The 22,310-nt window shown below is 46.8% G+C and carries 19 protein-coding genes; 10 read left to right on the top strand and 9 right to left on the bottom strand.

The features are described 5' to 3' along the window. The first annotated feature begins 22 nt into the window (after positions 1-22). The 5 genes from B1H56_RS13785 to rpe are packed head-to-tail and all read left to right on the top strand — an operon-like array spanning position 23 to position 5,403. The gene (locus B1H56_RS13785) at positions 23-1,516 is read left to right on the top strand and encodes a sugar ABC transporter ATP-binding protein (protein ID WP_066522833.1); all 1,494 of its coding nucleotides are present in this window, start codon (positions 23-25) and stop codon (positions 1,514-1,516) included. A 1-nt stretch (position 1,517) separates the two neighbouring features. After that, the gene (locus B1H56_RS13790) at positions 1,518-2,492 is read left to right on the top strand and encodes an ABC transporter permease (RefSeq protein ID WP_066740108.1); all 975 of its coding nucleotides are present in this window, start codon (positions 1,518-1,520) and stop codon (positions 2,490-2,492) included. Positions 2,493-2,535: 43 nt separating this feature from the next. Further along, on the top strand, positions 2,536-3,516 hold the full coding sequence (locus B1H56_RS13795) for a type I phosphomannose isomerase catalytic subunit (protein ID WP_066522835.1): 981 nt from the start codon (positions 2,536-2,538) through the stop codon (positions 3,514-3,516). Beyond that, the gene (locus tag B1H56_RS13800; protein WP_066522837.1) at positions 3,513-4,775 is read left to right on the top strand and encodes an MFS transporter; all 1,263 of its coding nucleotides are present in this window, start codon (positions 3,513-3,515) and stop codon (positions 4,773-4,775) included. The genes B1H56_RS13795 and B1H56_RS13800 overlap by 4 nt, the downstream gene beginning before the upstream one ends. Further along, positions 4,738-5,403 carry a ribulose-phosphate 3-epimerase gene (gene rpe, locus B1H56_RS13805; protein WP_066740105.1) on the top strand — a complete coding sequence of 222 codons (666 nt, stop codon included), beginning with the start codon at positions 4,738-4,740 and terminating at the stop codon, positions 5,401-5,403. Before B1H56_RS13800 ends, rpe begins: the two co-directional genes overlap by 38 nt. Positions 5,404-5,549: 146 nt before the next feature. Here the strand turns inward: rpe and B1H56_RS13810 are convergent, their stop codons facing one another. The 9 genes from B1H56_RS13810 to B1H56_RS13850 all read right to left on the bottom strand — a co-directional run bounded on the left by B1H56_RS13810 (position 5,550) and on the right by B1H56_RS13850 (position 15,883). Beyond that, positions 5,550-6,329: an enoyl-CoA hydratase/isomerase family protein gene (locus B1H56_RS13810; RefSeq protein ID WP_066522841.1), complete on the bottom strand. Its 780-nt coding sequence runs from the start codon at positions 6,327-6,329 to the stop codon at positions 5,550-5,552. A 12-nt stretch (positions 6,330-6,341) separates the two neighbouring features. Beyond that, positions 6,342-7,193, bottom strand: coding sequence for a 3-hydroxyacyl-CoA dehydrogenase family protein (locus B1H56_RS13815; RefSeq protein ID WP_066522842.1), 852 nt, complete (start codon positions 7,191-7,193; stop codon positions 6,342-6,344). A 15-nt stretch (positions 7,194-7,208) separates the two neighbouring features. Continuing rightward, positions 7,209-8,396 carry a thiolase family protein gene (locus tag B1H56_RS13820; RefSeq protein WP_308660727.1) on the bottom strand — a complete coding sequence of 396 codons (1,188 nt, stop codon included), beginning with the start codon at positions 8,394-8,396 and terminating at the stop codon, positions 7,209-7,211. Then, positions 8,386-9,855, bottom strand: coding sequence for a 4-hydroxyphenylacetate 3-hydroxylase family protein (locus tag B1H56_RS13825; RefSeq protein WP_066522843.1), 1,470 nt, complete (start codon positions 9,853-9,855; stop codon positions 8,386-8,388). The genes B1H56_RS13820 and B1H56_RS13825 overlap by 11 nt, the downstream gene beginning before the upstream one ends. 23 nt (positions 9,856-9,878) lie before the next feature. Continuing rightward, on the bottom strand, positions 9,879-10,214 hold the full coding sequence (locus tag B1H56_RS13830) for a hypothetical protein (RefSeq protein ID WP_147554723.1): 336 nt from the start codon (positions 10,212-10,214) through the stop codon (positions 9,879-9,881). Positions 10,215-10,383: 169 nt separating this feature from the next. Continuing rightward, on the bottom strand, positions 10,384-11,946 hold the full coding sequence (locus B1H56_RS13835; RefSeq protein ID WP_121419019.1) for an acyl CoA:acetate/3-ketoacid CoA transferase: 1,563 nt from the start codon (positions 11,944-11,946) through the stop codon (positions 10,384-10,386). Positions 11,947-12,238: 292 nt separating this feature from the next. Beyond that, entirely contained in the window at positions 12,239-14,104 is a 1,866-nt protein-coding gene (locus tag B1H56_RS13840) for a cache domain-containing sensor histidine kinase (RefSeq protein WP_066522847.1), read from the bottom strand. Continuing rightward, positions 14,101-15,096, bottom strand: coding sequence for a sugar ABC transporter substrate-binding protein (locus tag B1H56_RS13845; RefSeq protein WP_066522850.1), 996 nt, complete (start codon positions 15,094-15,096; stop codon positions 14,101-14,103). The genes B1H56_RS13840 and B1H56_RS13845 overlap by 4 nt, the downstream gene beginning before the upstream one ends. Beyond that, positions 15,083-15,883, bottom strand: a complete 801-nt coding sequence (locus tag B1H56_RS13850; RefSeq protein ID WP_066522852.1) for a response regulator transcription factor — start codon at positions 15,881-15,883, stop codon at positions 15,083-15,085. Before B1H56_RS13850 ends, B1H56_RS13845 begins: the two co-directional genes overlap by 14 nt. A gap of 792 nt (positions 15,884-16,675) precedes the next feature. On the opposite strand from B1H56_RS13850, the gene B1H56_RS13855 reads away from it, so the two are divergent. The 5 genes from B1H56_RS13855 (at position 16,676) to B1H56_RS13875 (ending at position 22,245) form a co-directional block, all read left to right on the top strand. Further along, a complete protein-coding gene (locus B1H56_RS13855; protein WP_169797797.1) occupies positions 16,676-17,671 on the top strand; it encodes a sugar ABC transporter substrate-binding protein in 996 nt (331 codons plus the stop codon). Positions 17,672-17,829: 158 nt separating this feature from the next. After that, positions 17,830-19,275 (top strand): sugar ABC transporter ATP-binding protein, encoded by a 1,446-nt coding sequence (locus B1H56_RS13860; protein ID WP_242862059.1) that lies wholly within the window; start codon positions 17,830-17,832, stop codon positions 19,273-19,275. Then, positions 19,275-20,246 (top strand): ABC transporter permease, encoded by a 972-nt coding sequence (locus tag B1H56_RS13865; protein WP_066522856.1) that lies wholly within the window; start codon positions 19,275-19,277, stop codon positions 20,244-20,246. Before B1H56_RS13860 ends, B1H56_RS13865 begins: the two co-directional genes overlap by 1 nt. Before the next feature lie 13 nt (positions 20,247-20,259). Further along, on the top strand, positions 20,260-21,300 hold the full coding sequence (locus B1H56_RS13870; RefSeq protein WP_066522858.1) for a DUF4432 family protein: 1,041 nt from the start codon (positions 20,260-20,262) through the stop codon (positions 21,298-21,300). Between the two features lie 48 nt (positions 21,301-21,348). Then, positions 21,349-22,245, top strand: a complete 897-nt coding sequence (locus B1H56_RS13875) for a D-psicose 3-epimerase (protein ID WP_066522861.1) — start codon at positions 21,349-21,351, stop codon at positions 22,243-22,245. Positions 22,246-22,310: the final 65 nt, after the last annotated feature.

The following is a 22,310-nucleotide window of genomic DNA, read 5'->3' on the forward strand; positions in this document are numbered from 1 at the left end:
CGTGCCCAGAAAAATTTTGAATATGAAAAGCATCACCAAATCCTTTGCCGGCGTTACAGTGCTTGACAATATACAATTCGACCTAATGGAGGGCGAAGTACACGCGCTGATGGGTGAAAACGGAGCAGGGAAATCTACTCTGATGAAGATATTGACGGGCGTATATACAAAAGACAGCGGAATCGTAGAAAAACTGGACCAGGGTGGAAACATGGTGCAAATGGAACATATTACGCCAAAGGAAGCACAGGAGAAGGGAATCAGTATCGTGTTCCAAGAGTTCAACCTTCTTAACAATATGAGTATTGCCGAGAACGTTTTTATCGGCAGGGAACCCAAAACAAAAGCGGGCACGATGGACTGGAAAAAACTGTATGCAGATACCCGGGATATATTGAAGCGCGTCAAAGTAGACAAAGAACCGCGAGTCCTGGTCTCGGAACTGAGCGTAGCGGAAAAACAACTGGTTGAAATTGCAAAATGCCTGTCCTATCAGGCGGATATTATCGTATTGGATGAACCAACTTCCAGTCTGACAGACCGCGAAGTAGATATCCTATTTGATTTAATTACCGAACTGAAATCAAAGGGAACGAGTATCATTTATATTTCCCATCGAATGGAGGAAATTTTTAAAATAACAGATCGGATCACGGTATTTCGGGACGGAAAATTTGTCGATACATTCAAAACGGCTGACACTACCAATGAAGAATTGGTGCAATGCATGATTGGCAGGAAACTAAATTTAGAAAAGAACACTCAGGCAAAGGATTACAAGGATAAGGACGTTGCACTTGAAGTTAAAAATGTGAATGTAAATGTTACGCTGAAATCAAAGCCTTTTGATTTTAGACTCCATAAAGGAGAAATATTAGGCTTTTTTGGCCTTGTGGGCGCAGGCAGGACTGAGATGGCGCGTATTATCTTTGGGATCGATAAAGCGGATAAGGCGGAAGTGTATAAAAACGGCCGGAAGATTATCCTTAAGTCGCCAATCGATGCGATCAACAATGGAATTGCGCTGATTCCGGAGGACAGGAAAGAATTGGGATTGGTTTTATCCTTGTCCGTGCAAAACAATTTGGTATTATCGTGCCTGAAAAATTTAAGCCCGATCAGGGCGCGAAAGGCGGAAGAGAAGGAAATCGCCCTGAAATATATCAAGGACCTTTCAGTAGCTTTGAGCAGCGAAGAACAGGCAGTGGAGGAACTTTCCGGAGGAAACCAGCAAAAGGTTGTTTTGGGGAAATGGCTGGCGATGAAACCGGATATCCTGATTATGGATGAACCGACACGCGGAATTGACGTAGGAGCAAAGGCAGAGATCTATTCGATCATGCGGCAACTTGCAGAAAATGGAACAAGTATTTTGATGATTTCATCAGAAATGCCGGAAATTTTACATATCAGTGATCGTGTGATCGTACTTTATGAAGGACAGAAAACACTGGATGCACCTGTTACGGGTCTCAACCAGGAAAAGCTGATGCATGCAGCGATTGGAGGAATTTAATATGTCGAATAATGAAGCAATAATCGCTTCTAAAGCGAAGCGTGGAAGAAAGGCTGCAAACTTGCGGCAATATGCGCTTATTTTTATTATGATTGGCCTGTTTGTGGTCTTTACCTGTTTGACAAACGCATTTTTTACGCCGGATAATCTGCTCAACATGTTTCGGCAGGTGTCGATGATATGCATCGTTGGGGTCGGAATGACCATGATTATTATCCTAGGAGATATTGACCTGTCTCCGGGATCAGTAATGGCATTTGTCGGCGTAATGGGTGCAACAGTATATAAAATGACTCAAAGTCCCTTTCTGACATTGGTATTTTCGCTCGCGATCGGCGCGGGAGTTGGTTTTGTAAATGGATTTATCACCGCGAAAGGCCGAATCCCAGCGTTTATTACAACATTGGCGACGATGCAGATTTTCCGCGGAATATCTTTTATTTATACGGGGGGCAACCCGGTGTCGGTATTTGATGAAGGATTTACACAATTTGGAACGGGATATGTGGGAGCGATCCCGCTGCCGGTTGTATTGATGGCTGCGGTTGTTGTCGTTGGCATTTTTATTACACAATACACACGGTTCGGACGGCATATTTATGCAGTCGGCGGAAACTCTAAAGCAAGTCAATGGTCTGGTATCAGCGTAGATAGAATAAAAATTGGCGTGTTTACCCTGAGCGGTCTTTTTACCGGACTGGCAGGTCTTGTGATGGCAGCACGTCTCGGATCGGGGCAGCCTTCGGCAGCGGATGGATTTGAAATGGATGTTATCGCCGCCGTTATCCTGGGCGGAGCCTCTTTGGCTGGCGGCAGGGGGACGATTTTTGGAACGGTAATTGGTGTAATTATTATTGGCGTTCTGGCGAATGGGCTGACGCTTCTGGATGTTTCCTCCTATTGGCAGCAAGTGGTAAAGGGACTGATTATTGTTGTTGCTGTACTTATTGATACGAAAAGCAGGAAGAAGGCATAAGCGGGGGGCATCATGCCCCCGTAGGGCTTTTATGAGGTGACATATGCTATATCCATTTAAGTTTAATCATATTTATATCAATAAAATATGGGGGAGCCGGGATTTTTCATTATTCCGCAATGATCTTCCCGAGGGAAAAATTGGGGAAACATGGGATATTGCCTGCCATGAAGAAGGCACAAGCGTTGTAACGAATGGGCAATACGCAGGGAAAACATTGCAGGAAATGATCTACACGTTCGGTCATGACCTGCTTGGAAGCAGAATAGCTCCGGAGAATTTCCCTTTCATGATCCGTTTGGTCAATCCGCGGGAAAAGCTGTCTATCCAGGTACATCCCAATGATGAATACGCGCGCAGCAAAGGTATGGCGGCAGGGAAAACAGAAGCATGGTATGTTATGGAGACCTTTGAAGAACCCTTTTTATATTTGGGCACGAAGGCTTGTACGGAAGAAGAATTCCGCAAGAGCATCAAAACAGGGAAAACGGAAAGGTATATGAAGCGGTATGAAGCAAAAAAAGGAGATGTATACCTTATTCCTAGCGGCTTGGTGCATGCAATGGGAAGCGACTTGATTATGGTAGAGATCGGGCAAAACTCCAATACGACCTACCGTATATTTGACTATGGGCGCGGAAGACAAGTGGATGTAGAAGACGCATTGAATGTGGCTGATCTCAATATGCGCGGGAGGCGCTCCCCGGGCATCTCCGTTAATTACGGCGGATACAGGAGGACGATCTATTTTCTCCATGAAGCATTTGCCTGGGAATGCTATGAAATCAGCTCCCATATGAAGAGCTGTACGGATAAAGGGCGCTTCCATGCCTATACCTGTGTTGAAGGCTGCGGGATGCTGAAATACGGAAATAAGTGCGAATATATCCAATGCGGAGAAAGCGTGCTTATGCCAGCTTGTCTGGAAGAGTATGAGGTGCTGGGCAATTTGAAGCTGCTCAAATCGTACGTGCCGGATAAGATTACCGCAAAACAGGAATTGTGCAGAATGATAGGAATATGAAAAAACCAGATTACAGATATACGGTACGGGCATGCTATATGGGATATATCGTGCTGGCAATCGTGATAAATTTGACACCGATCCTGTTTGTTCCGCTGCAAAGCCTGTATGGAATTACCTATGCTCAGCTTGGCATATTGATTTCGGTAAATTTTATTGTACAGGTAACGTCTGACCTTGCGTTTGGCAGACCGGCCGATGCGTTGGGTGCGCGCCCGTTCGTAATATTGGCACAAGTGCTGACTGTAGCGGGTCTGGTGGTATTTGTGTTTGCGGCAGACTTGTTTGCAGATGTATTTACGGGTCTGCTGGTTGGCACGATTCTTTTTTCAATAGGGGGCGGGCTACTGGAATTGCTAATCAATCCTATTGTGAACGCAATCCCGACCAAAGAGAAAATTTCAGCAATAAATGTACTGCATTCCTTTTATTCCTGGGGGCAGATCGTGGTCATTATTGTTACTACGGTACTGATTTATACCTGGGGAGCGGCAAGCTGGAGGCAGATTGCATTGTTATGGCTGGCAATTCCGGCAATTAACATATTTTTATTTTCCAAAGCGCCTATTGCTCCTTTTGTAAAGGAAGGGAAACAGAAGATGCCGCTTAAAAAGGTAGCGAAGAACAAATACTTCCTGCTTGTGGTGTCATGTATTATTATGGCCGCAGCTTCTGAGCATGTAATGGGCGAATGGAGCTCGACATTTATGGAAAAGGCTGCGGGATTTCCAAAAATTGTCGGCGATACGGCAGGCGTATGCATGTTTGCGCTTATGATGGGAGTGGGAAGAATCATCTATGCCAAATTGGGCGGGAAAAATTTGCTGAATGCTCTTGCTGCAGGCGCGGGCTTAGCTTTGGCGGCATATTTATTAATTGCATTTACGAACAATGGAGTACTAGCTTTGGCGGCATGCGCATTGTGTGGATTTGCGGTAAGCACCATGTGGCCGGGCTGTATCGTACTTGCTGCGGACCGTTTCCCACGGGCGGGAGCTTCAATGTTTTCTCTGCTTGCGGCAAGCGGCGACGCAGGCGCTGCATTTGCTCCGTGGCTTGCAGGTATGGTTGCGCAGGGGGTATCCGCAGTAAGCGGGGATCAGGCGGGCCTTCGGATGGCAATGCTTATAACGGCTGTGTTTCCGCTGACCATGCTGGCGGTCATATCGGTAATCAAAAAAGAACATAAAAAATCTGGAACACAAGAAAAGGAGTATAAAGGTGAAGACGGGAATCTCAGCATCGATGATGTGCGCTGATCTTATAGATATGAAAAAAGACATACGCGCAATGGAAAACGCGGGAATCGAGTACCTGCATTTTGATATTATGGACGGAAGCTTTGTGCCCAATTATGCACTGGGGGTATGCATGATTGAACAGGTTAGAAGAGAGACAAATTTACCGTTAGATATTCATTTAATGGTAGAACGTCCGGAGCTGAAAACAGGATACTTTCCTTTTCGTGAGGGAGATACAGTATCGGTGCATGCAGAAGGCACAGTTCACCTGCAAAGACTGCTGCAATCTCTTAGAAGGGAAGGGATACATCCGGGTGTTGCAATGAATCCGGCTACTCCTGTTGAAGTGTTGGAATATGTGCTGGATGTGGCGGATTTTGTGTTGGTAATGACGGTGAATCCGGGATTCGCAGGACAGGTAATCGTAGAAGAGACGCTGAGAAAAATTGAGAATGTACGCAGCTATCTGGATGAACGGGGTTACCGAGATACGGTGATTCAGGTTGATGGGAATGTAAGCTTTGAAAATGCAAGAAAAATGAAAGCTGCCGGTGCGGGGAATTTTGTAGCGGGGAGCGCGGGATTGTTCCGGACGGATATGACAATCCCGGAGGCTGCTAAAAAGCTGCGTGAAGCCATCCGGTAGAAACTATATTGAGCAGTTTTTTGATTTTTTAAGAGAATTATAAAAGAAACAGATATTCCTATACGGATATCCAAAAATGATTCAAGGGCAGGCAGTCTGAACCGCGGAATCCCTTGTTCTGATCGTCTGCCCCATACAAAATTTTGTCAACGGTTTTGAAAGTTGGCCTTTGTTTTATTCAAGAAAGCAGTCATACCGGTGATGCGGTCTTCTGTAGCGAAGGTTGTCGCATAGGCTTCGCTATCAAAGACAATGGAAGGACGTAGGCCAAGGTTGGCGCCTTCGTTGATTACGCGTTTGGCCATGCGCACGGCGATGGGGCCCTGTTTTGCAATCTTATCAGCAATTTCCTGTGCGCGCCCGGTCAAATCCCCGGACCCTGTTACTTCCTGCACAATACCGAGCTCGTACGCCCTTTGCGCAGGAATATGTTCCCCTGTATAAATGTAATATTTCGCATAGCCGTTATTTATGAGCCGGGGTAGCCGTTGCGTACCCCCGCCGCCGGGAAAGATGCCCAGAGCTACTTCGGGCAAACCAATTTTTGCGTCTTGTGCAATAATGCGGATATCACAGGCCAGAGCAAGCTCGAGTCCGCCCCCCAACGCATAACCATTGATGGCGCAAATCACGGGCACAGGTAGGTTTTCCAGATTGTTGATCTGCTGTTGTACGTACAAGTTAAACTCGCGCCCTTCTGCAGCTGTGAAATCTCGCATAGCAGCGATATCTGCGCCCGCGATAAACGCTTTGCCCGCCCCCGTTACGATTATGGCGCGGATGCCCTCATCCCGGCGTAAATCGTCAGTGATGCGCGCTAGATCATCAAGCATTTCACGGTTTATTGCGTTGAGCACTTTGGGCCGATTGAATGTGATGTACGCGAAGGCATCTCTTTTTTCATAAATGATAGTATTAAGTTTCATGCGGTATACTCCTCATTCGTAATCGTAAAAGCCTTTGCCTGTTTTGCGGCCCAGCAAACCGGCGTCTATCATCTGTTTTAGCAGTGGGCAGGGGCGGTATTTCTGGTCGCCCGTATCATAATGCAGCACCTCCATAACGGCGTAAATGATATCAATGCCAATCATATCTATCAGTTTTAATGGACCCATCGGATGGTTCAGGCCGTTTTGCATGGCAAGGTCAATGGCCTCCGGCGAAGCGACTCCTTCCTGCACCAAATATGCAGCTTCGTTCAGCATCGGGTCAAACAGACGATTGACAATAAACCCAGGGCTGTCTTTGCAGACCACGGCGATCTTGCCCATCGATTCCCCCAGCGCCTGGGCGGTGGCAACCGTTTTTTCAGACGTGCGCAGGCCCCTGACAATCTCTACTAATTTCATAGCGGGTACGGGGTTAAAGAAGTGCATTCCCACTACGCGTTCGGGTGTATCTGTAAAAGAGCCGATTTTGGTGATAGAGATGGAAGAGGTATTGCTGGCTAGGATTGCGTCCTTGCGCATGACTGCGGCAAGTCCGGCGAATACCTTCTTTTTAATTTCCGTTTCCTCGGAAACGGCCTCAATGGCCACTTCACAATCCGCTGCTTCCTCCAGCTGGGCAACCGGTGTAATGAAGGAGAGCGTGGCCGTGACAGCTTCCGGTGTGATGCGCCCTTTTTGCGCTTGGCGCTGTAATCCTGTTTGTATTTTTTCCTTGGCCTTCGATGCGATATCCAGCGTGATATCATAAAGCTTTACCTGATATCCGCTGGCGGCCGCAACCTGCGCGATCCCGGAGCCCATCTGCCCGGCGCCTGTTACAAAGATTCGTTGAATATGCATAATTTTAAATCTCCTTTATTCGCAGAGTTCATACAGTGTAGAAAGCCCCTGACCGCCACCGATACACAATGTAACGATGCCGTATTTGACACCGCGACGTCGCATTTCGCCAATCAAGGTAAGCGAGAGGCGCGCGCCGGTTGAGCCGACCGGGTGTCCTAAAGCAATAGAGCCTCCGTTGACATTAACAAAATCCATGTTCAATCCGAGATCGCGGCAAACGGCAACGCTCTGCGCGGCAAACGCTTCATTCACTTCCCAAAGGCCGATATCCTCTATCTTCAGGCTTGTTTTTTTGAGCAGCTTCTGAACGGACAGGACAGGCGCATAACCCATATATGCGGGGCTGAGCGCGGCTGCAGCACTGGTGACATAACGGGCCAGCGGCGGTATGCTGCGTTCTCTGGCTGTCGTCTCATCTGCTAATATGAGCACGCAGGCACCGTCGTTGAGCGGGGAGGAGTTGAGCGAGGTAACCGTACCCCCCTCCGGTTTGAAATAAGGCTTTGCCGCCTGAAAGGTTTCCAGGACAGCGTTTTCCATATACGTTTCGTCTTTGCTGAACGTTACATTTTTCTTCTTCACCTTCACTTCGACTGGTACGATATCCGAGTCATATTTGCCGGTGTTCCAGGCCTTTTCCGCAAGCAAGTGGCTGCGCAGGGCGAATTCATCCTGTGCTTCGCGGGAAATGTTGTATTTTTCGGCTACATTTTCCGCTGTAAGGCCCATATGATAATTTTCAAAGGGGTCTACCAAGCCGTCGTAGAGCATACCATCCAGCAGTTCGCCGGTCCCCATGCGATAGCCGAAACGGGCTTTTGCGAGGAGATAGGGGATACGGCTCATGGCTTCGCAGCCGCCTGCCGCTACGATGACGTTATCTCCCAGCATAATAGACTGTGCCGCCAGATTGATGGCTTTTAACGCTGTGGCGCAATTTTTATTCGGGGTAAATGCGGGCGTGCTGTCCGGCAGACCCGCATAAATTGCCGCCTGCCGCGCAGGATTAGAACGAGTGCCAGCCTGAAAATGTGTGCCGATGATTACCTCGTCAATGTCCTCCGGCGCTATCCGGGCTTTTTTGATCGCTGCGTTCAGGGCAGCCGCGCCCAACTCAGGCGCAGGAATACCGGCCAGAGATTGTCCGAATTTTCCAGTGGCGGTTCTGGCACCGCCCAATACAACCGGTTTATTCAACATAATCCTTCTCCTCATCTTTTTTTGTGATTTTATCGATCTTTGCAAGTTTTTTTGCAAGCGCTTTTTTATGGTCTATATTACTTTCGCGATACAGCATAATTTTCATAGCCTCTGGAGAGCCTGCGCCGTGCATTGATTCCGCAAGTGCGGTGCCTCCTGTCATATTTTCCAGCAGCCGTCCCATACGAATGCGTTCCTCTGTGGAAAAATCCGGATTGGCGCTGAAATATTTGTCAATATATCCTTTAGTCTCGGGATTGCGGTAATCTGCCTCGTAAGGCAGAGTAGCGATGAAGCCGCCCGCGATGTCGTGTGCAAGGCGCGAAATTTCATACATATAACGGGTACAGTTCAGCTTAACCGTATTGGCGAGCAGGGTATTGACGTAATAGGAGCCAGCTTCTGTCTTGGTACCCTGACAGGAACATCCCAAAGAGCAGTTATACATCGTTTCCGCCATATTAATCATTTCTGTGATCTTATCCCGTACATGGCTGGCCTTGACGCCGTTGTATTCGGCCATTGCCGCGGCAGAACCGATGATAACGTCGGCGAGGCCCACCTTACAGCCGCCGTAATTCTGTCTATGGTAAGCGGCGAAGGTGGAAACATATTCCTGTGCGAATTTATACTCGCCGCACATGAATACACGGTCCCACGGCACAAATACGTCATTCAGGACTGTCAGCGTTTCACCGCCGACGATGGCGTATTCGCTGTTGCCGGTATCGATATCGCCGTCTAGGCGGCGGTTATCGTTGGTCTGCCGCCCGAACAAGTGTACAACGCCGGGCGCATCTACGCGGATTGCACACGCGACAGCATAGTCCTGATCCTCTTCCCCAAGGTTGGTGGTAGGAAGTATAAGCATTTCATGTGAATTAATCATGCCCGTCTGGTGCGCTTTGGCGCCGCGGATCACAATACCGTCCTCCCTGCGCTCCACGATGTGTACAAATAAATCCGGGTCTGCCTGGGCGCTGGGTTTCTTTGAACGGTCGCCTTTGGGGTCCGTCATAGACCCGGCGATCATCAGGTCGTTCTCCTGCACATATTCCAGGTACTTCTTGAAGCGTTCATGGTAATCGGTGCCGCATTCCCGGTCAATATTGAATGTGGTGATAAACGTGGAATTCATTGCGTCAAACCCCACGCAGCGCTGGAAGCATGTGCCTGTTTTCTGACCAATCATGCGCAGCATTTTCACTTTTTTAACCAGATCGTCCGTGCTCTGGTGCACGGAGGTAAAACGGTTGATCTTTTTGCCGGTCAGATGGGAAGTGGTTGTCATCAATTCTTCGTACATGGGGTCAAATGCGAGCTCGTAAGTAACGGCTGCAGAGTTGACGTGGGGCCTTGTCATGGGGTCGTCCACGACACTTTCTACCAATCGCCCATTTAAGTAGACAATAGGCTTGTATTGGCGCAGGCTTTCAATATACTGTTCTTTGTTCATCATGGCTAAGGACCTCCAATAACATTTTATAGATTGTCCTGCCGGGCGATCAGCCGTTTGAGCTTTTCGGCTGTACGCCGAACTTCCTCCGGTTTTTCGACCAGCAGTGAACACCAATTTGAAAAACGTTCAGGTTCCGGAAAGCAGTCGGATTGACACTGCTTTACCAAAATACAGATATCCGGCAGGTATGCAGCGTTCCAGTGATGAATGGAAACTCCCGCCAATGAAGAAATTTTTCTGACAGCCGCCGCCGCATCATAGTGAGGGTTACAACTGCCGCAATATTTTGCGGCGACGGTCGGGGAACGTCCGGCCGCAGGGATGCGGGCAGACAGACGCGTTGGATCACATGCCGGCATAACGGTTTTTGCGATTGCACATGTAAACATTGATTTTGTTCACCTCCACCATAGATTGGCAGATGAAGCGTCGGTGTGCGTCATATCCTTCCGGGGCAGTGCACTTCGTGCGCCATCCTGCTTCGTTTCTGTACAAGCGGCGGATTATCGAGCTATCTACCGTAAAAAACTATTGGATGCTCAGTCCCATTTTTTCCTGCCGGAACAATCGGGTATCCATTTCTTTCAGGCTGGGCGATATTTCTACGGACGCTTCCATTTTATCCAAAACATCATGTTTCAGGTCGATGCCCGGAGCGACTTCCTGCAGAACAAGTCCGTGGCTGCTTAATCCAAATACAGCCCGTTCGGTAATATACAAAACTTTTTGCCCTGTCTGAATCGCATATTTTGCGCTGAATGTAATCTGCTGGACTGCTTTGCAAATCTTGCGGATGCGTCCCTCCTTCAGGATGCGCAACTTGCCGTCTCCGGTGGAAACCGTCAGACCGCTTGAGGTAAACGTTCCGCAAAACGCTACCATTTTGGCGTTTTGGGTAATGTCGATAAACCCCCCCCAGCCCGCTATTTTAGGGCCAAATTTGCTGACATTGACGTTACCGCGCTCGTCACATTCCGCAAGACCCAAAAACGCTTGGTCCAGCCCGCGCCCCTGGTAAAAGTCAAACTGGCTTGCCTGCCCGATGATCGCCTGCGGGTTTGCCGCCGCACCAAAATCCAGCCCGGAAAGGGGCAGGCCGCCGATTGGTCCGGATTCTATGGTTAATGTAATTTTTTCCCGCTCTCCTTCATCCTGGGCGACTGCCGCAATGCCTTCCGGCATACCAATGCCAAGATTGACGATCGAACCCTTTTGCAGCTCCATTGCCGCCCGGCGGCAGATGATCTTCCGCGCATTGAGCGGCATATGGGTATGGGCTTCGGCAGGCAAGGAAATATGCACTTCTCCGCTGTATGACGGGTTATACAGTGTGGCAAATGTCTGCTGATGGTTCTCTTTTTGGCATACTGGCACAATGATATCCACATAGATACCGGGGATTATTACATTCTTGGCGGGGATATTGGTATCCACGATCTTTTCCACTTGTACTATGACTGTGCCGCCTGAATTCTTACAAGCCTGCGCCACCGCGGTCAGCTCCAGTTTGCATGCTTCATGATCCAAGCTGATATTTCCATATTGGTCCGCGTAGGTTCCGCGAAGCAAGGCGTAGTGAATAGGGCGGGTTTTGTACACCAGATACTCCTCGCCATAAAGCTCCACCAGGTCCACGATATCCTCGGTTGTACGTTTATTCAGCCGGCCGCCTTCCACACGGGGATCCACAAATGTTTTCAATCCGACTTTTGAGAGCAAAAACGGTTTACCCGCCGCCGTTTCACGAAATGTTTGCGATATAACGCCCAGCGGTAGGTTGTATGCGGTCATTTTATTTTCCATAGCGAGCTTTTGCAATTTGGGCGCGTTGTTCCAATGTCCGCCTATCGCCGTTGAGACCAAACCTTCTTCCGCCAAATGATTAAAGCCGCGTTCGCTCATATCTCCCTGACAAGCGGCAAAAATCATCGTCATGTGGTTCGGTTTTCCTGTTTGCAGAAATCGTTCCTGTAAAGCAATATACAGTTCTTCCGGCACTCCGATCCCACAAAAACCATCCACTGCAAACGTTTTACCGGACTCGATACAATCGATTGCTTTTCGTGCGGCCAATATCTTTGCTTTTTTCATCCGGACCTCCTCTATCTTGCCTTACTGTTATTTATTCACAATACCTGAAAATTGGGAATAAGTGAGATTCCGAATGTCCTTTGGATTATTCACATGTTTTTGATTTACTGACCCCGGCTGCAATCGAAAGATGGAAGGATGCGCCATTGGAGAGCGTGGGATGCAGAGATGGTATGGGATGCGGGAATGGCGGGCGCAATCAAAAAGACCCGAAGCCAAACACACATAGACCCGGGCTGCAGGCGAAAACCATACTGCCGTCAAAGCGGGCTGGCGACGGCAGGGATACTTATTAATCTGGTTTCTGTTCCGTTTGATTGGACTGGATGGGTATCCTTATGGTAACGATGGTACCCTTCCCCGGCTCGCTTGTGATCTCCAGGCCGTATTGTTGACCAAAGAGCAGGGCAATACGCTGATGCACGTTCAGAACGCCGTAAGCAGGCAATTTTTCACCTTCATTATCATAAATGGCATTTCTGAGCCGCTGCAACGTCTGTTTATCCATACCTGCGCCGGTATCGCAGATTTCAAATACGATACAACCGCCCTGTTCATAACCTTTTACAAAAATATCTGATTTTTCGCGCGTCCTTTTCGCTCCATGATAGATCGCGTTCTCAATGATAGGTTGCAATATAAGCTTCAGCACTCTAAATGAACCAATGCGGTTGTCTACATCAATATGATAATCAAAGGTATCCCCATAACGAATCTTTTGTATCTCTAAATAACTTTGAGCGTGTTTCACCTCCTCGTCTACGGTGATGGTATCTTTTCCCCTGCTGAGGCCTGTTCGGTATAGCTGGATCAAGGCTTTTGTCAGCCGTATCACCTGGTCGTTATCCTTTTCCAAGGCCAGCCAGATAATGGAATCCAATGTGTTGTATAAAAAATGCGGGTTGATCTGCATCTGCAAGACCTCATATTCCGCCTTCCGCAGCTGCCGTTGCTCGTGATACACCTCTTCCACCAAGTCTCCAAGCTTTGAGACCATGTTATTAAATCCTCTACGCAGCTGGGCAATCTCCTCTACTCCCTCCACTGGAATAGAAAGATCAAACCTGCCTTTTTCCACCTCGGAATAATAGGTAAGCATCTCGTTGAGGGGGGCGGTTATTGCCTCCGCAGTAGATACGGAAATATTGGTATAAATGACGAGGATTGCGAAGATAGTGATGACAATCACAATGCTGATCAGCCAGATGGACTGAAGTAATTCCGATTGCTCCACCAAATTGATTATATGCCAGCCGGTTAAGGGATCCGATATGCTCATAATACTGGTATGTATTCCAAAATCTTGGTGGGTGATGTCCTCCAGATCTATGTTTGCGCGCTCTGTTTTAGTAAAATTTTTGCTGTTCATGTTGGACAGGTCTTCAAACGTCCATCGTTCCGAAAAAGGCAACATATCTGAATATTGCCCGAAGCTCTTTGCATCATCCGTATGCTTATCGCTTACTGCAACAATATCCTTATTCTGATTGACAATCATCAATGTACGGTTATTCTCCAAATTCTCCTCAATCATGCTCTGCAAAACATCCTGATGAAATTCAATGAGTAAAACTCCCTTCTTGCTAACCTTCTCCCTGTCGATGATCGGAGCGCTGAACGTTATGATGTCACTGTCTATACTGTCAACGTTTACAGATTTTCCCGGCCCCCACCAAGTTGTTCGGTTGGACTTCATTACGTCGCTGTACCAAGGGGAAACCTTAAATGCTCCATGAACCCTTGAATCTCTTTGGTCGGAGCCGATTACTACCCCGTTTTCCCCGTAAATATAGATTCCAGAGTACGCCGGGTTGCTTTTGCACATTTGGTACAGTTCAACACCTGCAATCACTTCGGCTTCCAGTTTTTCCTGCTGTGTAGGGAAAGTCTCGCGTAAGACCTCATCCACAAAAGGCATATTATTTATAACTTCGGAAAACAGATAGGTATTATATGTGAAATTTTGAACCTGCAGGGCCGTTTTGCTCAACGCATTGATGTTGTCATTGCGGTCCGAATTTCCCAGGAGATTTGCTGTCATTGTGATCGAAATCACGGGAATCAGGATAATCGGTATGATAGCCATGACCAAGCTGTTCACGGCTAATTTACTGCGCAGCAGGTTTTTACGTGTTTTGATAATATCAATTATTTTCATGTTATTTCCTGCTTTAAAAACTGATCTACATTTTTTTTCGTAACTAGAACCGGCTCGATAACCTGCTCAAATTCAAATGCCTCCTTATCCAGTAGTCGATGTACCGTCTCCACAACCCGTTTGCCAAGTTCCTGTTGATCCATCCACACTGTGCTCAAAAGCCTTCCGGCTTTTACCAGCTTCAAAGCATCCTGCGTTCCTCCGGTTGATACAAATATTAAATCCTCGTCTGTATCACCTTGCAAATTTGCATAGATGGCTCCAATAGAACATCTGTCGTTTATTGACCACAATACCTTTATGGAAGGGTATTCGTCCATATAGGAATACAGGCAGTAAATACCGTCGTCAATGGTTCCTGCGACCACATATTCGGGCGGCAATATTCTTATGTTTTTATAAGAGCTGAGCCCTTCGATAAAGGCGTTGGAATTATGCACATTGTGGGAGCGTGTATTGTTGTTAATCATACCTATTTCGATCTCTGCCTCATCCAGAGATCCGTCTGCGGCCAAACGGGAGGCAACGGCCTTTGCTGTTTCTGCTCCAGCCCTCCAATAATCGAAATAAATCTGTGCGGATACTTGGTCTCTATACTTTGTCGTCGTTTGAAAAACGATAATGGGGATGCTCTTTGAATTGCAATAAGCGAATGCATTTTGCAGACCCGAATACCTGTTGGGAATAACGAGCAGAACGTCGATCTCCTGATCTGCCAGCTCTATAATATCCGCTTCCTGTTTGTCATTACTGCCTTCCGCATCTTTCAGAATAATTTCTTCTTCCGGCTTTAAATTATTTTGTATACTTAATAAAGCATTAGTCACCGGAGCCTCTTCCGACCGTGGAACCGATATGCCTATTATAATGGGCGAAGCTGCCGGACTGTCTGTTGAAGCGCCGTGTTCTGCACAGCCACCGAAAGACAGAAGCACGCCGCAGGCAAACAGAATACATGCTACGGCAAGGGCAGCACGCCTAATTTTTCTCATTACAATCCTCCGTTCTGAAATAGGAAGGCGATTTTCCCGTTGCCGCTTTAAAAGCAGTGCTGAACCATGTCGGATCACTGTACCCTACCTGTTCGGCTATCTCATAAATCCGTTTGTTAGTAGTGCTCAAGAGCTCAATCGATTTAATAATACGCAGATTGTTTAAATATTTCAGGAATGAAATCCCCTGACTTTTTTTAAATACTGTGCAAAAATAATTTTTGCTCATACCTACATAATGAGAAACTTCTTTTAATGAAAGCTTTGAATTCGCTATGTTTTTCTCCATATAGCATTTTGCCTTATTCAATAAATCAGAATTTTCATCTGACAACTGGTCGCATCCCAGCATGATTCTTTTTATACTTTCAATTTTCTTAGAATTCTTTTCCTGCAGGGATTTTTCCTCGCGGATTTTCAGCAAATAGGGAGACAGTGCTTCCTCTGTGATCGGTTTGAGCAGGTAAGCGTTTACACCAAACCGTATTGCCTCCTGCGCGTATTCAAATTCATCATAAGCACTCATAATAATGATGCCGATGTCCATTTCCTTTTCTTTGATGCGTTCGATTAGTTGGATACCGTTCATAAAGGGCATACACACGTCTGTCAGTAACAAATCAATATTCTGGCCGCTTTGTTCAAGATGGTTCAGGGCCAACTGGCCGTCTCTCGCATCGCAGGCTACGTGGAATCCATATTTTTCCCAATCGATACTATTGGTGACTCCACGGAGGCAAAGAGCCTCATCGTCGACTACCATAACGTTTAACAGCTTTTCCTTCATCCGATTTGCTCCTATTCTGTTTTGCCAAAAGCAAGATGCACTAAAACACGTTTTTAACTGATATTTTGATTACTTAAAAGCTTTTCCTGAATAAAATGATGGAGTGTAAATCTTTTGTGAGGCTTATTATAAATCATTATTTGCTTTATTGTCAACTCTGGATCACAGGTAAACCGTGGTTTTAATAATGGCAGATAAAAACGCCCTATGAACCTATGAGGGTGGTTAAATATGATTTTACCACCCTTTTAAAACCGAAAAAAAGCAGTAAACATGTGAATAATCCAAAAGACATTCGGAATATCACTTATTCAAAATTTTCAGAGGTTTGCAAATAATAGTATTAAACGATATAACCCCATTGAGCAATTAAATGAATCGAAACTGGTCAGATCAGCATAATCCGCTGTTTCATAAATATATGAAGAGTGGTAAAACCGATAATTAATAATTCAAGAGTCAAAAGATAATTGAAATAAAATTACGTATATCCATGACTTTAAATAAAATAAAGGGGGATGTTGTGTAGGCATAGGTTAGGTAGGTTAGGGCTCTCGATTATTCGAAATGATGAGGAGGATAGAAATGAAGAAGTACGGTCAAATAATTTGTTTGTTACTTGTAGGAATATTGCTTGTAACATTTGTTGGATGTAGCACGAACAGCAGCGCAGAAACAGCGTCTGAAACTACTGTGCAGCAATCATCGGCGGAAAATGAACCGGCAGAAGAAAAAGAATCGAAAGGAATTCCTTCAATAAAGATTGGCTGGGCACCGCCGGAGATATCCGATGTGTATGAAATTGCTACCAGGAAGCTGGAAGAATCCCTGAACAATGCCCGCGCACTTGGTTTTGAAGTGGAAGTCATCCAAAAGTCAACCGCAAATCACACTCCTGCAGACCAGATTCAGGTGATCGAGAACCTGGTTGAAAGTGGAATTGACGTTTTGATGCTTTGTGTTTCAGACTGGGATTCATTAACAGAGACACTAAAAGAAGTAAATGAAGCGGGGATTCCAATCGTTCTGGTAAACCAGATTGAAGAAGCGCCGGGCGTTGAGATATATGGGTATATCGGGTTTGACAATGCTTCGGCCTCCGCATGCGGCGCATGGAACGTGATCGATGCGCTGGGCGGCCCGGGGTTCCAGGGCGAAGGAGAAACGGTAGACGTACCGGCAGAGACTTACTTGGATGAATCCTTCTGGGAAGACCTTTATAAAGATTTCGACGTCAACCAGATAAGCGGCAAAATAGCGCTCATTGACGGAGTAGCTGGTACTACCTTTTCCAACATCCGCGCGGATGGATTCAAGAGCGTAATCAGCCGTTTCCCGAATGTTGAGATTATTTCGGAACTTCCGGGAGATTGGGACAGACAGACCGGCATGGAAGCAGCTGAAAATATCCTGCAAAACAATGACGATCTGGACGCAATCTATGCCTGCTGTGCTGAAATGGGAATCGGTGCATATATGGCCGTGGAAAACGCGGGCCGTCTGGACGATGTGCAGGTATTCTGCCAGGATGGGCTGGAAGAATCAATGAAGTATGTTTCGGAAGGCAAGATCAAAGGCGATTCGTGGCATGGTATTTGGGAATGGTGCTGGTATGGTGCGGAATATTGTGTGAGAGCCGCGCTGGACTTAGAGCCGGAAAGCCAGGTATTTGATGTTCACGCGCGCTCTATTATCCTGCCCAATGTCGATCAGTTCTATCCGGAACCTCAGCTTGAGGAAATAGACTGGCAGACTGTTTACGACGAAGCCGCAGCAAAATATGAATAGTATTTTGTGAAAGTTCCTTCATAGGGGCGACCTGAATGCACCGCGTCCACTCTGGTGACGCGGTGCATTCAAAAAGGCATATACGTGCAGGGAGTGATAAAATCTTGAATGAATTTTTATTGGAAATGAAGGACATCAAAAAAAGTTTTTTTGGGACTATGGTTCTCCGCGGACTTAGTTTTGCCGTCAAACCCGGCGAAGTTCATGTCCTACTGGGAGAAAATGGTGCAGGGAAGTCTACTTTGATGAAAATACTGTCGGGGGTATATTCCCTGGACAGCGGGGAAATCTATATTGATGGAAAGAAAGTAACGATCAGAGAACCTATGCATTCCATTGAACTGGGAATTGGAATGGTATATCAGGAGCTCTCGCTTGTGCCGGAATTAAATGTGATAGAGAATATATGGCTTGGAAATTTGCCGAAAAATAAAATAGGACTTGTGGATTGGAAAACGGCAAAGAGGAAAACGCGCGAGATTTTTAAAAAATTCGACTTGCCAATCGAAATAGAAAAAAAGGTGTCATCGTTTGATCTTGGGATACGGCAGCTTGTTGAAATAGCACGGGTTACATCACAGAATGCAAAGCTGATTATTCTGGATGAGCCAACTTCGTCTCTGACTAAAAGCGAAACGGAAAAGCTATTCCACACAATCAAAACCTTGAGAAATCAGGGAGTTTCATTCATCTATATTACCCACAGGTTAGAAGAGGTGGCGCAAATTGGAGATTGCGCAACGGTAATCCGAGATGGCCAGACAATTGGAAAAACAATCTATGATTTGTCTTCGGTGAGCAGAAAGGATCTCATAACCGCTATGGTGGGAAGAGATTTAAGCGAGCAATATCCAAAGGAACCCGCAATGAAAAATGAAGTGGTTTACGAAGTAAAAAACCTTTCGGACAAAAGGAATTTTTCAGATGTTTCCTTTGCGCTTCATAGAGGGGAAGTGCTTGGGATAGCGGGGCTGGTAGGGGCTGGACGAAGCGAACTCTTGGAAGCGTTGTTTGGTTCGAGAAAGGTTGAAAACGGAGAGGTCTACCTATATGGGAAACCCTTCGTTGTAAAAAATTCGCGCCACGCTATCGAAAACGGAATCGGATTGGTTACAAAAGACAGGGCCGATGGACTCCTGCTGCATATGCCAATTTATGAAAACGTTGTAGTCAGTACATTCAAAAAGTATGAAAAATGCGGCTTTCGGCTAAAGAAAAAGGAAATAAAGGATGCTGAAGCCTATAAAAAGCTATTAAACATCGTCTCGGAATCCGTAATGCAAAAGGTACGCAACTTAAGCGGCGGAAACCAGCAAAAGGTAGCCGTTGCAAAATGGAACTGCAATGAGACGAAGATTTACCTGATGGACGATCCGACGAGGGGGGTCGATGTTGGTGCAAAGGTCGAAATATATAAGCTGATTAATTCGATTACCGCAAACGGCGGGGCAGTATTGATGGTGTCCTCCGATATGCCCGAGCTGTTAGGAATCTCGGACAACATTATGGTTATGCAAAAAGGGAAGGTTACTGCATATGTAAGTGCGGAAGAAAGCACGCAGGAATTCCTTCTGGAAAAAGCTGTTGGAAGTGAGGAATTATAATGGAAGACTTAGTAAGAGCAAACAAGAAGCGTTTGGTATCCAGCTACCTACAAAGATTCAGCTCAGTACTTATTTTGGTAGTCATTATCGTAGTATTGGCGATCGCCAATGAAAAATTTTTTCAATTTAGCAATTTTACAAATATTTTCAAACAGACGGCAATATTGGGCGTGATGGCCTTGGGACAAACGATTTGCATCATTACAGGCGGCATCGATTTATCCGTTGGAACCGTACAAAGCCTGAGCGGTGTCATCATGGCGGTTGCGGCGACAGAGTGGGGAGTTCCGACGGTCGTAGCCATTATTATGGGGCTTGCGGCCGGTACGCTGTGCGGGTTTGTAAGCGGCGTCATCATTGTAAAAAGCGGTATTCCGCCTTTTATCATGACAATGGGCATGATGACGATTGCGGAAGGCCTGGCACTGATTACAACGGGCGGCCTGATTATCAAGGATCTTCCGGAAGAGATGGTGTTCCTGGGTTCGGAAAGCGTTATGGAAATTCCCACCAGCATTATTGTTTTTGCGATACTTGCAGCCGTGATATGGATCGTATTGAGCAAGACTACGCTGGGACGGAATGTTTACGCGATCGGCGGCAACGAACAGGCTTCTCGGAATTCGGGAATTAGGGCCGGAGGAGTAAGGATTGCCGCGCATACTATCTGCTCCTTGATGGCGAGTATTGCCGGGCTGTTGATGGTCGGACGGCTACATTCGGCAACAGGCCTTATGGGAAGCGGATCTGAGTTGAACACAGTCGCGGCCGCGGCACTTGGGGGGGCCAGCCTGACTGGCGGTGTAGGAAAAATCAGCGGAACCGTCATCGGTGTCTTTACAATTGGCATCCTGAATAATGGACTGGATCTGATGAACGTATCCACGTTTATGCAGAAGGTTGTACTGGGTGCAATGATCGTAATCGTCGTTGTGTTTGACACGCTCCGCAGCAAGAAAATATTGGATTAAAGCAGGTGAAACAATGGCGAAATTATATGGGAAGGAAATGCGGAAGGAAGAAATACTGTCCTACGTGGGAAATTTGTCGCAATTGATCGATGCCCGGGAATGCGTGTTGTCTTCAGGAAAAGCGGAAGGCGTGAGGGCCATTGATGTGAAAACAGGAAGCGGATTGAATTTTTGCGTATTGCCTTCCCGCGGGCTGGACATCGCATGGGCAGACTTCCAGGGAAAAGCGCTGAGTTTTCTGTCTCGTTCCGGAGTGGTAAAACCGGAATGCCTGGGATATGACGGGCATCAGTCCGACAGGAGTTTTATGGGAGGCCTGCTTACTACCTGCGGACTTACCAATGTAGGCCCTGCACCCGAGGGAGTGGGATACCATGGCAGAATCAGCAATATACCCGCTTATGACGTAGGAATAAGCAGATACTGGGAAGGCGACGAGTATATGGTCGTGATCACAGGAAAGATCAGGGAGTCCTGTGCAATGGCAGAAGATCTGGAATTGCACAGGACGATTACAACCAGTTTGGGACGCAAAAGCTTCCAGATTGAAGATATTGTTTCTAATGAAGGTTGCCGTCCACAGGTGTTGATGCTGCTTTTGCATATTAATTTCGGATATCCGATCATATGTGAAAATACGGAATTGTTCTTATCAGCGTCAACCAAGGTTAAGCCATTGGATGAGGTTTCTGGAAAAGAATTGGAGCATTATCGCACCATGCAGAGGCCTGAGTTAAACAAGGAATACAACGTTTTCCTGCATGAGACAGAACCCGGAAGGAAAGCGTATGCGTGCCTTTTTAACCATAAGATACAGTTGGGAGCGTATGTCAAATACCATACAGAAGATTTTGAAAAATTTATGCAATGGAAAATGATGCGGGCGGGCGAATACGTATGCGCGCTGGAACCGTGCAATTCCTATTCCCTCGGTCGGAAAACGCTGCTGGAAAGCAAGAAAGCCAAATATATTGAGCCTGGGGAAAAGATAAGCTTCCGGTATCAAATTGGCGTAGTGGAATCCCTACTGGAAATGAGCGCTCTAGAAAAGTAACGAAGACTTTTGTATCCAAAAACAGGCTGAAAAAAAGGAGCGGTAGATATGAATAAAGTCGGGGCACATTATGGTTTCTGGGAAACAGAATGGTCGGGCGGTGCAGACCACTTTATCAAAAGTGCGAAGCGCGCGGCTGCACTTGGTTTTGACGCGCTTGAGCTTGCCGGGTTTGCGTTCTATGATATGGGCCGGCAGGAAATGGACCAACTGAGGGCAGCAAGCGAGGAGATAGGGATCGAATTGTCTTATTCCGTATCGCTGCCCTTAGAGTATGATATATCGTCATCTGACAATTCGGTAAGGAAAAATGGGATAGCGTATGTAAAAGCCCTGCTGGAAAACGTGGGCTATATGGGAGGGAAGCTATTCAGTGGCATTACCTACGGTGCGTGGCACGGGCAGATAGAAGATACGAAAGAAGCGCACTGGGACCGCGCTGTTCAAAGCGTGAGAGAAATAGTAAAGCTGGCGGAGGATTACGGAATTACCTATGGTTTTGAAATGGTAAACCGATTTGAAAATTTCCTTATCAATGACCACAGGGAAGCGATTCGTTTTGCCCAAGAGGTCGGGAGCCTCAACGGTAAAGTCTTGCTGGATACCTTTCATATGAACATTGAGGAAGACGACATGGCGCGGGCGATATTAGAAACGGGCGCCTGGCTGGGACATTTCCATGTCGGGGAAAATAACCGCCGTCCGCCTGGCATGGGGAATGCCATTAATTGGGATAACGTATTTAAAGCCTTGCATACAATCGGGTATGACGGCTGGATCGTTATGGAGCCTTACGTAATGCCGGGGGGACAGGTCGGTAAAGATATCGGCATTTTTCGCGAGATCCTTCCGGATTTGAACTTGGACTCCGAAGCAAAAGCGGCGCTTGGTTTTGTGCGAAAAGAAATGAATAAGTTTGCCGCAGCGAAACAGGATGGCAAATGACTGCGCGTACTGCTTGCATTTTGAGAAAGGAGATCGGACCAGATTTTAACATCGCATGTTGCCGG

Origin of the sequence: Christensenella minuta (assembly GCF_003628755.1) — a bacterium.
GTDB classification, from domain to species: domain Bacteria; phylum Bacillota; class Clostridia; order Christensenellales; family Christensenellaceae; genus Christensenella; species Christensenella minuta.